This is a genomic window from Arthrobacter sp. StoSoilB5, from assembly GCF_019977235.1.
GTDB lineage: Bacteria > Actinomycetota > Actinomycetes > Actinomycetales > Micrococcaceae > Arthrobacter.
Genome location: NZ_AP024646.1, coordinates 1,495,302 through 1,508,668, shown reverse-complemented (window position 1 = coordinate 1,508,668; position 13,367 = coordinate 1,495,302). Strand labels below are relative to the sequence as shown.

The 13,367-nt window shown below is 63.4% G+C and carries 8 protein-coding genes; 6 read left to right on the top strand and 2 right to left on the bottom strand.

Annotation, left to right across the window (positions count from 1 at the left end):
* Positions 1–525: 525 nt before the first annotated feature.
* The 3 genes from LDN75_RS06900 to LDN75_RS06890 all read left to right on the top strand — a co-directional run bounded on the left by LDN75_RS06900 (position 526) and on the right by LDN75_RS06890 (position 5,710).
* Complete coding sequence (locus LDN75_RS06900; RefSeq protein WP_223936404.1) at positions 526–2,127, top strand: glycoside hydrolase family 68 protein; 1,602 nt, start codon at positions 526–528, stop codon at positions 2,125–2,127.
* 93 nt (positions 2,128–2,220) lie between these two features.
* Positions 2,221–3,864, top strand: a complete 1,644-nt coding sequence (locus LDN75_RS06895) for a glycoside hydrolase family 32 protein (protein ID WP_223936403.1) — start codon at positions 2,221–2,223, stop codon at positions 3,862–3,864.
* A 100-nt stretch (positions 3,865–3,964) separates the two neighbouring features.
* Positions 3,965–5,710, top strand: coding sequence for a phospho-sugar mutase (locus LDN75_RS06890; protein WP_223936402.1), 1,746 nt, complete (start codon positions 3,965–3,967; stop codon positions 5,708–5,710).
* A gap of 10 nt (positions 5,711–5,720) precedes the next feature.
* Here the strand turns inward: LDN75_RS06890 and nirD are convergent, their stop codons facing one another.
* Positions 5,721–6,089 carry a nitrite reductase small subunit NirD gene (gene nirD / locus LDN75_RS06885; protein ID WP_223936401.1) on the bottom strand — a complete coding sequence of 123 codons (369 nt, stop codon included), beginning with the start codon at positions 6,087–6,089 and terminating at the stop codon, positions 5,721–5,723.
* 282 nt (positions 6,090–6,371) lie between these two features.
* Here nirD and nirB point away from each other — a divergent pair, with 282 nt between their 5' ends.
* Genes nirB through LDN75_RS06870 form a run of 3 tightly spaced genes read left to right on the top strand, consistent with a single transcriptional unit; the run spans position 6,372 to position 11,228 of the window.
* The gene (nirB, locus tag LDN75_RS06880; RefSeq protein WP_223936400.1) at positions 6,372–9,017 is read left to right on the top strand and encodes a nitrite reductase large subunit NirB; all 2,646 of its coding nucleotides are present in this window, start codon (positions 6,372–6,374) and stop codon (positions 9,015–9,017) included.
* A gap of 8 nt (positions 9,018–9,025) precedes the next feature.
* Positions 9,026–10,060 carry a uroporphyrinogen-III C-methyltransferase gene (gene cobA, locus LDN75_RS06875; protein ID WP_223936399.1) on the top strand — a complete coding sequence of 345 codons (1,035 nt, stop codon included), beginning with the start codon at positions 9,026–9,028 and terminating at the stop codon, positions 10,058–10,060.
* 10 nt (positions 10,061–10,070) lie between these two features.
* A complete protein-coding gene (locus tag LDN75_RS06870) occupies positions 10,071–11,228 on the top strand; it encodes a uroporphyrinogen-III synthase (protein WP_223936398.1) in 1,158 nt (385 codons plus the stop codon).
* Positions 11,229–11,292: 64 nt separating this feature from the next.
* Here the strand turns inward: LDN75_RS06870 and LDN75_RS06865 are convergent, their stop codons facing one another.
* Positions 11,293–13,269: an amino acid transporter gene (locus LDN75_RS06865; protein WP_223936397.1), complete on the bottom strand. Its 1,977-nt coding sequence runs from the start codon at positions 13,267–13,269 to the stop codon at positions 11,293–11,295.
* Positions 13,270–13,367 lie beyond the last annotated feature (98 nt).

Here is a 13,367-nt window from a genome sequence, read left to right as displayed (position 1 = left end):
TCACAACAGGCGGGATCCGGTAAACCCTGGTGGCTCCGGAGTCGCTACCACATTTTACGTCCATCGATTGGACATTTGAAGGCTCGGTCAGCGGCCTTCACTACCCGCCAGTAGGCCTCATCGCCCCCTGGCGCTTGAACCATTTCAAAAGTAAACACACAGCAAATTCTCAGAATAAATCTGCTTTTTCACGAAACATTTGATTCTGCTTCGAACTCGTGGCACGCGCGCGCATTGGGAATGTAAGCGCTTGCATACACATGTCTGACAACCCGTTTTGGCATCCGAAACGCGCTTTGATTTGTCCCGCGAAGCCCGTCTAGCGTGGGAGTCGTTCCGGTAAGTCGACGTGCCGGAGCCACCGCAGCGAGAACCCCACAAGGGACCGCTGCACCTCGAAACGATGGCGTCCTTCGAAGACGCCTTCAAGCGGATCGAGCGGACGCCGTAGTAGCGAGCCCCTTAACGGGGATCAGGGCATGCGCCCCACTCCACGAAGTCCAACACTCCGCGAGAAGAGCAAGCATGAACACGCACTCAACCCTTCAACGGCCGCGCCGCCGGCTGCGACAGGCAGCCGCCCTCGCAGCCGCAGCCAGCGTGGCCGGCAGCATCCTGCTGGTGACGCCGGCTGCGCAGGCCAACCTGCCGGCCGACCCGCCGTCGAGCACCATGCCGGCACCCACGCCCGGCTTCCCACTGCCCAGCGTCCACACGCAGGAGGCCTACGACCCAGCGGCCGACTTCACGTCCAAGTGGACCCGGGCAGACGCCAAGCAGATCATGGCACAGAGCAACACCAACGTTGCTCCCGGCCAGAACTCCATGAGCCCCGACGTCACCATGCCGGAAATTCCCAAGGACTTCCCCGCCATGAACGACGACGTCTGGGTGTGGGACACGTGGTCCCTGACAGACGAGAACGCGAACCAGATCAGCTACAAGGGCTGGGACGTCATCTTCTCCCTGGTTGCGGACCGCCACGCCGGCTACGGCTTCGACCAGCGCCACTGGAACGCCCGGATCGGGTACTTCTTCCGCAAGACCAACGCTGATCCGGCCAAGGACAAGTGGAACTACGGCGGACACCTGTTCCTGGACAACACGTCCATCGGCAACACGGAATGGTCCGGCTCCACGCGCCTCATGCAGGGCAACAAGATCAACGTCTTCTACACGGCCACCACGTTCTACGACGTCGCTGAGCGCAACGCAGGCGGCGGCGGCATCGCTCCGGACGCTGTCATTGCCAAGGCACTGGGCAACATCCACGCCAACCAGGACGGCGTGACCTTCGACGGCTTCCAGCACACCAAGCTGCTGGAACCGGACGGAAAGATGTACCAGAACAAGGCCCAGAACCCGGGCTTCGCTTTCCGTGACCCGTACACCTTCGCGGACCCGGCGCACCCGGGCAAGACCTTCATGGTCTTCGAGGGCAACACCGGTGGCACGCGCGGCGACTACAAGTGCAAGCAGGAAGACCTCGGCTACCGTCCGGGCGATCCTCACGCCGAGACCGTGAACCAGGTCAACACCACCACGGGCGCCTGGTACCAGACCGCAAATGTTGGACTGGCAGTGGCCGACAACAAGGACCTCACCAAGTGGAGCTTCCTGCCCCCGATCCTGTCCGCCAACTGCGTCAACGACCAGACTGAGCGTCCGCAGATCTACATCCAGAACGAAAACGGCAAGAACAAGTACTACCTGTTCACCATCAGCCACCAGTTCACCTACGCGGATGGCATGCGCGGCCCCGACGGCGTCTACGGCTTTGTGGGCAACGGCGTTCGCTCCGACTTCCAGCCGGTGAACAACAGCGGCCTGGCCCTGGGCTCCCCCACGGACCTGAACATGCCGGCCAACGCGCCGGAGGGTCCGGACCCGCGCCAGAACGGTCGTCAGTTCCAGGCTTACTCGCACTACGTACAGCCTGGCGGCCTCGTCCAATCGTTCATCGACAACGTGGACGGCGTCCGCGGCGGCTCCCTGTCCCCCACCGTGAAGATGAACTTCCAGGGTGGCGTGACGCAGGTTGACCGCAGCTTCGGCAAGAACGGCCTCGGCCCGTTCGGCTACCTGCCCACCAACCTCCGCGTGGGCGGCGAAGGCCTCTACAAGTAGGCCGCAACACCCCCGGCCATAAGGCCACGGCAGGGGTGCGGGCTCCACAAGGGCCTGCACCCCCGCCACTCCCCAACCCCAGGATCTCTCCCCATGACTTACCCCAATCCCCGCCTTTCCCGCCGTCACCTGCTTGCGGCGAGCGCCGCCGTCGTCGTCGCCTTTTCCGCCGCCGCTTGCACTGCTCCAGCAACGGAAAGCCCGACGTCGGCCCCCACCCCGGGCGGGCACCGGCCATCCGCTTCGGATCCGTGGCGGCCCGCTGCCCACCTGACTGCTGAAAAGAACTGGCTCAACGATCCCAACGGCCTCGTTTACCACGATGGGACCTACCACGCCTTCTACCAGTACAACCCTCGCGGGAACTCGTGGGGCAACATGTCCTGGGGCCACTCCACCAGCACGGACCTGGTGCACTGGGAACAGCAGCCTGTTGCCATGGAGGCGAGCCCGCAGGAGGAAATCTTCTCCGGTTCGATCGTGATGGATAAGAACAACGCGTCCGGGCTGGGGTCCGCGCAGAACCCGCCCATGGTGGCCCTCTACACCAGTGCATATGGAAAGAACGGCGCCCTCCCCCAAGGTGCCCAGGCGCAGTCCGTGGCCTTCAGCCTGGACAAGGGAACCACCTGGCAGAAGTACAAGGGCAACCCTGTCCTGAACCTGGCGCCCACCAACAACAACTTCCGCGACCCCAAGATCACCTGGTACGAGCCCGGACGATACTGGGTGATGACTACCGTCGTAGCGGACGCCCAGGTTGTGAAGATGTTCAAATCCACAGACCTTCTCCATTGGGACTACCTCAGTGATTTCTCGGGGGTCGGCGCCCAGGGCGGGCTCTGGGAAGTACCCGAACTCATCCAGATGGATGTACAGGACTCAACGGCGAAGAAGTGGGTCATGCTGCTGAGCATCAACCCAGGTGGCATCGCCGGAGGCTCAGGCATGCAGTACTTCGTGGGCGAATTCGACGGCACGCGCTTCACGGCCGAAAACGCGGCGGCACCCAGTGCTCCACTCACGGAGTCCCAGTGGCTGGACCATGGCGCCGACTATTACGCCGCCAACTCCATCTCGGGCGCACCAGGCGGCAAGCCCATGCTCCTTGGATGGATGGGCAATTGGGACTACGCCCAACACGTTCCCACCACGCCGTGGCGCGGGTCCATGGCCATCCCCCGCGAACTCACGTTGGTCCGGGGCCAGAAGCGGCTTGAGTTGCGATCAGCCATTGCCGGCGTGGCGAGGGAAGCACTCGAACACGCAGGTGAGGTGAAGAGCAAAAACCTCACCGTCGGCCCTGATCCGCGGGATCACAACAGCGATCTTGGCGCCGATTTTGCCACCCGTACGCAGCTTATTGAGCTCGAAATGGACCTTACCGCGGCGCGGGAAGCAGGAATTCTTCTTCGTCGATCAGCCGACGGCAGCGCTAGCCTGCGCATTTCCTATAACAAGGAAAAGCGCACCGTAAGGGTGGACCGTTCCAAGGCAGGGACCAGCAATTTCTCCGAGAAATTCAGCCCTTATCACGAGGTTGCGCTGCCCTCCTCCGGCAGCGATAGCAAGGTCCGCCTGCACATCCTCCTGGATTCCTCGTCCGTGGAGGTCTTCGCCCAGGATGGGGCGGCAGTTATTTCGGACATCTTCTTCCCCGATTGGGACAACACGGGATCTTCGGTGTTCAGCATGGACGGGGACACGGACTTCACCGTCCGCTCCCACTCCCTTTAAGGCAACGAGGGGTCAGATACGGCTCATTGCGACCAGATTTATTGGCCAGATCTGACCCCGCGTTGCCTTTGACGTGGGCAATGAGGATAGTTTTGTCCCTATGACATCAAGCGATGCCGACTTTAACCAGCTGATCACCGACGCCCGCGATTGGGCTTCCCACGACCCCGACCCGGCGACGTCGGCTGCCCTTCTTGAGCTCACCGACCTCGCCAGCAGCGGTGATGCGGGAGCAGTCCAGGAACTGGGCGACAGCTTCAACGGCACCCTGCAGTTTGGCACCGCCGGCCTTCGTGCGGCTCTCGGCCCCGGCCCCAACCGGATGAACAGGGTGGTGGTGCGGCGGGCAGCGGCGGGCTTGGCGGACTTCCTGAATGAAACCGTGGCCGCAGTTGCGCCGGGTACCCGGCCACGCGCCGTCGTGGGCTTTGACGCCAGGTACAACTCGGACATTTTCGCGGAAGAGACGGCCGCCATCTTCACCGCCGCCGGGATCGAAACCTTCCTGATGCCCGCCGCACTCCCGACGCCGTTGCTCGCCTATGCGGTCAGGGCGCTGGATTGCGATGGCGGCGTCATGGTCACTGCCAGCCATAATCCGCCGCAGGACAACGGCTACAAGGTTTATCTTGGGCGGCACGCCGTGAACGAGAGTGGCAGGGGTTCGCAGATCGTGGCCCCGTACGATGCGCAGATTGCGGCGAAGATCGAGTCCGTGGGCGCGTTGGAGTCGATCACGCTTGCAGAAGACGGCTGGACTGTACTGCCCACCTCCATCGCCACTGACTACCAAGCCGCCATGGCAGGCCTGGTGGATGCAGAGCACTTCCCCGCCCGGGACCTGAAGATCGTCCTGACACCCATGCACGGCGTGGGCGGTGAGACTGCGGTGGCTGTCCTGAACGCAGCCGGTTTCGCGGACGTCACGCTTGTGGCGGAACAGGCCGAGCCGGACCCGGATTTCCCCACGGTCGCGTTCCCCAACCCGGAAGAGCCCGGCGCACTGGACCTGGCGTTGGAGGCTGCCGGCAGCTTGGGCGCGGACATTGTTTTGGCGAACGACCCCGACGCCGATCGGGCGGCCGTCGCTGCTTTGGACCCCGCTACGGGGGCGTGGCGGATGCTGCGTGGCGACGAAGTGGGTGCGCTGCTGGGCGCTCATATCGTTGCCCGCATGGCCGCAGGCGCAGGCGAAGAACCCAGGGCAGGCGTCTTCGCCAACTCGATCGTTTCCTCCCGGCTGTTGTCCCGGATCGCGGCTACTGCGGGGTATGCCCACGAGGAAACTCTCACGGGCTTCAAGTGGATTTCGCGGGTACGGGGCCTCACCTACGGGTACGAGGAAGCCTTGGGTTATTGCGTGGCGCCGGACCTGGTCCGGGACAAGGACGGCATCTCAGCGGCAGTGCTGATCGCGGAATTGGCGGCAACCGCAAAGGCCGGGGGCAAGACGATCTTCGACACCCTGGATGAGCTCTACCTGGTGCACGGGCTTCATGCGAGTGACCAGTTGAGCATCCGGGTGGCTGATCTGGGGCTCCTGGATGCCATGATGAACCGCTTGCGGGTCAACCCGCCTGAAGCGTTTGGAGGGTCCGCCGTCGAGGTTTTCACTGACCTCGCCGAGGGCAGCGAAGCGTTGCCGCCTACGGACGGGCTTTTGTATCTCACACGGGACCAGAGCCGCGTGATCATCCGGCCCAGCGGCACGGAACCAAAGCTCAAATGCTACCTGGAGGTCATCCAGGCCGTGGAGTCCGCGGCGGAGCTTCCCGCTGCACGCCAAGCAGCGCGGACATCCCTGGACGAAGTCCTTGGGGATGTCCGCGAGGCATTGGGCTTATAGAGGCAGGCTCTTAGAGTTCAACCTCGATGAAGCCATCCACAAGGCGGGTGGCAAAGGTTGCGAGCTTGAGGTCAGGGTCGGTGAAGCACTCACCGGTTTCGAGGTCGTAGACCTCTTTGTGCAGCGGCGACGCGATGGTCGGCCGGCTTCCGCGGGATCCGATGATGCCGCGGGCCATGACGTTGGCCAATGTCGCCGGGTCCTGCTGTGCGACTGCGAAGACTTCGCCGGGTGCGATGCGGAACAGCGCTACCTGCCGGCCATCGATGAGTGCCGCTTCGCCCCAGGCCACTTCGAGTTCGTCCACCGGGCACACACGGTGCCATTCGCCAACGGCGGCAGTAGTCAGTTCGTCGGCACGGTCCAGAATTACGGTCATTTCAGCCCCTCTCACTGTGTCCGGGCGCTGGCAATTTCCACCTGCACTCCCCCGGACCGGGCCACGCTTGCGGCCACTCTTCAAAGCTAGGGCGCGGGTGTTTCATCGGGGGTCCGCATTTGTGTCCGGTGCGTAAAAGAGACCTCACACACGGCGAAATGCGTTCGTGATGCAGAAGTTAAGATCACGAAACAAAAGGGAAACTGAAGCGAAACTGCCCGTCCGTAGGCTGAAAGCACAAGTTGCGGAGATCCGTCTGCAACATCTGCGAAAGGCCCACCAGTGACCGGACACACTTCAAGTACAGAGAACCCGCGCCGCATCGTTGTCGTCGGAGGCGGCCCTGCGGCCCACCGTTTCGCCGACGCCATGTACAACCGCGGTCTTGAAGGCTGGCAGGTTACGGTGCTGACCGAAGAGGCGCACCTTCCCTACGACCGCGTTGCGTTGAGCAAGGCCCTGACGGAAACCGACGTAGACCTCACCCTGGGCGATGCTGCCATGTGGGAGCACGAGGCTCTGACGCTGAAGACCGGCGAGCGCGCAGTCAAGATCGATTCCGTCGCCAAGAGTGTCCTCACTGCCGCCGGCAACAAGTACGAATACGACCACCTGGTGGTTGCCTCGGGTTCGGATGCAGCCCGGCTCCCGATCCCTGGTTCCGAGCACACCCACGTGTACCGCACGCTCGAGGACGTTTGGGCCATTAACAAGGCCATTGCAGAGCTTCGCGAAAAACTGGGCCGCAAGGTTAACGCTGTCACCATCGGTGGTGGCCTGCTGGGCCTTGAATCCGCCGCAGGCACCGAGCAGCTGGGTGCCACGCCGATCGTCATCAACGGTGCACCGTGGCTCATGAACACTCAGCTGGATGAAGGCGCCGGCCAGGCGCTTGGCCGCCTGATCGAGGCGAAGGGCTTCGAGGTCCACGGCGGCGTCTTCCCGTCCGAAGTACTGACGGACGACGACGGCCAGGTCACCGGAGTCCTGATGGCAGACGGCCGCACCATTGATGCGGACCTCGTGATCGTCGCTATCGGTGTGAAGCCACGCGACGACCTCTTCCGCGCAGCTGAGGGCGAAGAGCAGCTGTTCAGCCTGGGCCAGCGCGGCGGCGTGGTGATCAACGATTTCTGTGCCACCGAGGTGGACGGTATCTGGGCCATCGGTGAAGTGGCCAACTTCGAGGGCATGTGCTTGGGCCTCGTTGCACCGGCAAACACCATGGCCGAGATTGTGGCCGACCGCCTGCACGGCGGCGAAGCAACCTTCCCCGGTTTCGATACCGCCACCAAGCTGAAGTTGTCCGGCGTGGATGTGGCGAGCTTCGGTGATGCCTTCGCGCGGACCGAGCACTCCCTCGAAATCGTCTATGCCGACCCCGCCCGCGGCGTTTACCAGAAAATCGTCACCACTGACGATGCAAAGACCCTCCTGGGCGGCATCTTCGTCGGCGATGCTTCCCCGTACATGAGCCTGCGCCCGCTCCTGGGCCGCGAACTGCCCGCCGAGCCCGGCGCCTTCCTGAGCGCTGCCGGTGGAGGCGAGGCTCCGGAAACCGAGCTGCCGGACGATGCAATCCTGTGCTCTTGCAACAACGTATCCGCCGGAACCATTCGCGATACCATCAACGGTTGCGGCGCCTGCGATGGCAACGCTCCAGTGCAGGAGCTCGGCGAGCTCAAGGGTTGCACCCGTGCAGGTACCCAGTGTGGTTCCTGCGTCCCCATGCTGAAGAAGCTCCTTGAAGGCGAACTGAAGAAGTCCGGCATTGAGGTTTCCAAGGCCCTGTGCGAGCACATCAGCCTGTCCCGCCAGGAGCTGTTCGACGCTATCCGCGTCCTGGAACTTACCTCCTTCGAGGAGATCATGGCCAAGTACGGCACGGGTGCCGGTTGCGATATCTGCAAGCCGACCATCGCCTCCATCTTGGCCAGCCAGCACTCCGCCTACGTCCTGGATGCCGGCCGAGGGTCCCTGCAGGACACGAATGACCGCGCCCTCGCGAACATGCAGAAGGACGGCACCTACTCAGTAGTTCCGCGCATCGCCGGTGGCGAAATCACCCCCAAGGGTCTCGGCGTCATCGCAGCGGTCGCCGAAAAGTACAACCTGTACACCAAGATCACCGGTGGCCAGCGCATCGATATGTTCGGTGCCCGCCTCGAGCAGCTCCCGGACATCTGGAAGGAACTGGTTGACGCCGGCTTCGAGTCCGGCCAGGCCTACGGCAAGAGCCTGCGCACCGTGAAGTCCTGTGTTGGATCCACGTGGTGCCGTTTCGGTGTCCAGGATTCCGTGGCCATGGCCATTGCCCTGGAACTGCGCTATCGCGGCCTGCGCAGCCCGCACAAGCTGAAGATGGGTGTTTCCGGTTGTGCCCGCGAATGCGCCGAGGCCCGCGGCAAGGACGTCGGCGTCATTGCCACGGCTGATGGCTGGAACCTGTACGTCGGCGGCAACGGTGGAGCTACGCCGGCACACGCACAGCTGCTCGCCAAGGACTTGGATGACGAAACACTGCTGAAGTACATCGACCGCTACCTCATGTACTACATCCGCACCGCCGACCGCCTGCAACGCACCGCGCGTTGGCAGGAAGAACTCGACGGCGGCATCAAGCACGTTGAGGAGGTAGTGGTCCACGACTCGCTTGGCATTGCCGAGGAGCTTGAAGCGGCCATGGCCAAGCACATCGATACCTACGAGGACGAGTGGGCTGAGACCCTGAAGGACCCGGAGCGCCTCCGTCGTTTCCGTTCCTTCGTCAACGCCCCCAACCAGAAGGACGAGTCCATCTCCTTCGTTCCGGAGCGCGGCCAGATCCGCCCCGCCACGAACGAAGAAAAGGGCGGCGTGCTCATCGCCTCCACCATCCCGGTCCGCAGCGCAACCGTCGGCGCAGAACCCGTCGGCGCAGAGAATTAGGGGTCCCCATGCAGCTCACCATTGATCTCACAGGCCGCGACGTCCTCGTCACCGGATCCGAAAAAGCCGCGCGCCAAGCGGTGCGCCGCTACCAGGGTGCGGGTGCCAACGTGTTCCGCCTCAGCACGCCCGTTGGCGCACCTGGCGACGGACCGCTCCCTGAGCGTCCGTTCCTGGTAGCAGTCGTCGACGACGGCGACGCCGGCTGGGAGCCATTGGTGGAGCGTTGCAGCGGTGCCGGGATCCCGGTTGCCTTTGAGCCTGCGCCCGGCGCTGAAGGCCAGGTAACCCTGGTGGGCGGAGGCCCCGGCGCCTTGGATCTCCTCACGGTTGGTGCCGTGGACGCCCTGCGGGATGCCGACGTCGTGTTTTACGATCGCCTTGCTCCTTACCAGGAGCTCGCTGACCTGACGTCCGGCGAGTTGGTGGACGTTGGAAAGCAGCCCGGGCACCACAAGGTCACGCAGCGGGACATCGAGAAACTGATGGTCGAAGCTGCACTTTTGGGCAAGAACGTGGTCCGGCTCAAGGGCGGCGACCCGTACGTCTTTGGCCGCGGCGGCGAAGAAGTGGCCGCCTGTGTTGCCGCTGGCGTTCCCGTCCGCGTGATCTCCGGCGTCACGAGTGCTATCTCCGTTCCTGCCGCAGCGGGAATTCCGGTAACGCACCGCGAGGTCAGCCACATGTTCACGGTGGTTTCCGGACACGCGCCCCTGACCGAGAAGGAACACACGCACCTTGCAGGACTCGGCGGCACGATTGTGGTTCTCATGGGCATCGGAACCCTCCCGCAGCTTGCCGCCGGCCTGCGCCGCGCTGGCATGCACGCCGACATGCCGATGGCCGTGGTGGAGCGCGGTTACCGCCCGGGCCAGCGCACCACCATCGCCGATCTGGGTACGATCGAAACGGCAGCCACCGGTTGCAGCAACCCGGCCGTGCTGGTCATAGGCGAGGTGGTCCGGGTGGCTGAAGCCAACCGTAATCATGCCGAAGCATCCGCTGAACTGAGCCGACTCGCGGCTTCGCTCCTTGAAGCCTGAAAGTAAATCAATGACTGTTGCACGTGCCCTTGAAATCCAAGACGTCACAACCGCCACGGACGTTTCAGAAGCTACCGACGCGCCACTGGACGGGTTTCGCATCGGCGTTACTTCGCACCGCCGTTCCAGGGACCTCATCGAGGCCTTGGAACGCCGCGGTGCGAGCGTGCTCCATGCCCCCGCCCTGAAGATCGCCCCCGTGCAGGAGGACATGGTCCTCATCGAGGACACCCGCACCATCATCGCCGCCAAGCCTGATATCTGCATCGCCACCACGGCCTACGGCATGCGCCGCTGGTGCGAGGCCGCGGACTCGTTCGGTATTGGCGAGCAACTCCTCGAAACGCTCTCGGCCTGCCGCATGTTCGTTCGGGGGCCCAAGGCCCGCGGTGCCGTCCGGGCGGCCGGCCTTGCCGACGTCGGAATCAGCAGTGACGAAACCACGGCGACACTCGTGGACATGCTTCTGGCGGAAGGCGTCCGCGGCAAGACCGTGGCCGTGCAGCTGCACGGCTACACCGATGTTCGCCAGCTGGAGCGCCTCCGCATGTCCGGCGCCACCGTGCTGACCGTGACGCCGTACCGCTGGGTTAAGCCCGACGGCGAGGACAAACTGCCGCGCCTGATCGAGGCTGTGTGCAACGGCAATCTTGACGTCCTGACCTTCACCAGTGCTCCCGCAGTGGACGCAATGTGGAGCACCGCGCACGAGATGGGCCTGTACCGTCAGCTCATCGAGGCGCTGAAGGGTCCTGTGACGGTTGCCGCCGTTGGGCCGGTCACCGCACAGCCACTGGTCGACGCCGGGCTGACGCCACTCATTCCCGACCGCTACCGCATGGGCGCACTGATCCGCCTGGTGACGGAGCACCTGTCTTTGAACCACGTGCGCCGCCTGGAAACCAAGAGCGCCACCATTGAACTCCGTGGGCGCTGCCTGCGGATCAATGGCGAAGTGATTGATCTTGCGCCAGCCCCGCTCCTGCTGCTCCGGGCCCTGCTCGGCGCCGGTGGTGCCGTGCTGTCCCGTGAAGCGCTCTCGGATCTCCTGGACCTCCGTGGTTCCGTGCACGCCTTGGACATGACCGTCAGCCGCCTCCGCTCTTCGCTTCCGGACGGCAAGCTCGTGGAAACCGTCGTGAAGCGCGGGTACCGGCTGCGGGCCTAGGTTTTCCGGAATCGGCTGCCCTGCGGGCTACGCAGCCTTACTGAGCAGCACAGGAAGTCCTTGATTAACCGACGTGGACCCAAGGCCGCCTGGTGACGTCCGGTTCTGCCTGGCGCAGCACTTCACGTGTGACAGGGGCGATCTCGCCTTCACCGAGGAAGAGGAAACGGAGAAGGTTGAGCAGCGGATTGCCTTCGGTCCAACGGAAATAGATGTGTGGCATCAGCCCCGTGATGTCCCGGATGTGAAGGAGGACGGACGCGATCGTGTTCGGCACAGCTGGAGCGTGAACCTCCAGGATCCTGTAACCGTGCCGGACAACGCCCCTGACTTCCAGGGCAGTTTCGAAGTCCGAGGAATCATCCACCACCACTTCCAGGAACAGCGCCAGGTAATCATCCGGCAAGTGGCTCACTGCCATGGCGGAGTCGAGCTTTGCCCGGTAAGCCTTGGCTGTTTGCCGGAGTGGTTCGTGGGAGATGATACCGATGGGTCCGTCCTCTGCGGCTGTGACGAACTCGATGGCCTGCTGGTCGAAACTGACGTGCGTTGCATGCAGTTCGAAGGACCGCATCACGCGCGAGAGCAGCGAGATGACAATGATGCCAAGAATGAAGAATCCCGCGATCCTGATGCCTTCGGGCCGTTCAATGATATTGGCGACTGTGGTGTAGATGAATACGAGCGCGATGATCCCGAAGGCGGCTGTGCGTTTTGCCTGCTTCCGCCTATTTGCCGAAAGCGTCACTGCTACGGCAGCGGACGTCATCAGCACCAGCACGCCGGTTGCGTACGCCCCGCCCTGCGCGTCAACGTTGGCATCAAACAGCAACGTGACCAGGAATGCGATGACGGCAAATACCAGCACCAAAGGACGCACGGCCTTGGCCCATTCAGGGGCCATGCCGAACCGGGGCAGGTAGCGGGGAACGAGGTTCAGCAATCCGGCCATGGCCGAGGCACCCGCGAACCACAGGATGGCGATAGTACTTAGGTCATAGACGGTGCCGAAGGAGGGCCCAAGGTGTTCGTGGGCCAGGAAGGCGAGGGCCCGGCCGTTGGCCGCGCCGCCGGGCTGGAATTCCTTCTCGGGGATGAGCACCACGGTGGTGAAACTGCTGGTGATAAGGAACGAACTCATGATCACGGCCGCTGTGGTCAGCAATCGTCGGGCACCCTCTATCCGCCCGGCCGGATGCGCCTCGGTATCCGATTCGTGGCCCTTGATTTGGGGCATCACAGCCACGCCGGTTTCGAAGCCGGACAAACCCAGCGCGAGCTTGGGGAACACCAACAGCGCGATCCCGACAGCCACGAACGGGTTGCCATGGGATGTTGTCAGCGCTGTCCACCAATCCGCGACCGCAGACGGATGCGTCAATACCTCGACCATTGTGGTTGCCACCACCACAACATTCAAGGCGAGATAAATCGCAACCAGGACCACGGCAACGCCGATTGCTTCCTTGAATCCCCGCAGGAAAACTCCAGCAAGCAACGCAAGCAGAATGAGTGTGATGGTGACGTTCTGGCCGTGGAACCAGCCAGGCACAAATGGGTTCTCAACGAGGTGGGCGGTGGCGTCAGCGGCTGAGAGCGTCATGGTGATCATGAAGTCCGTGGCGGCAAACCCGAGCAGGACCAGAACGAAGAGCTTGCCACCCCAACGGGGCAACATGCGCTCCAGCATGGCGATCGATCCCTCGCCCCGGTGGCTTTCCGCAGCCACGCGCCGGTACACAGGTAATGCTCCCAACAACGTAACGGCGACCAGGATGAGTGTGGCCAGAGGTGAAATCACGCCGGCAGCCAAGGCCGCGATGGCGGGCTGATACCCCAGGGTGGAGAAGTAATCTACGCCTGTCAGGCACATAACACGCCACCACGAATGCGTCTTCTCTTGCGCCGAGAGCAGGCCGCCGGGCCCTTGGTGGGACCCTTTCGAGTCCTGGAGACCGAACAGCAGCCAAGTCCTGAACCGGACCCGGACAGACGGGCGGGGCGTGGAGGGATCTGCCGGTGGCCGGCTCATGCTGGTCATAAGCACCTCCCGCGAACCGCTTCGTGATATGCCGACGCTAACACCAGCAACACCGGGCATCGGGAGACCCCGGAGAATCTTGACGGAATCCTAACGCC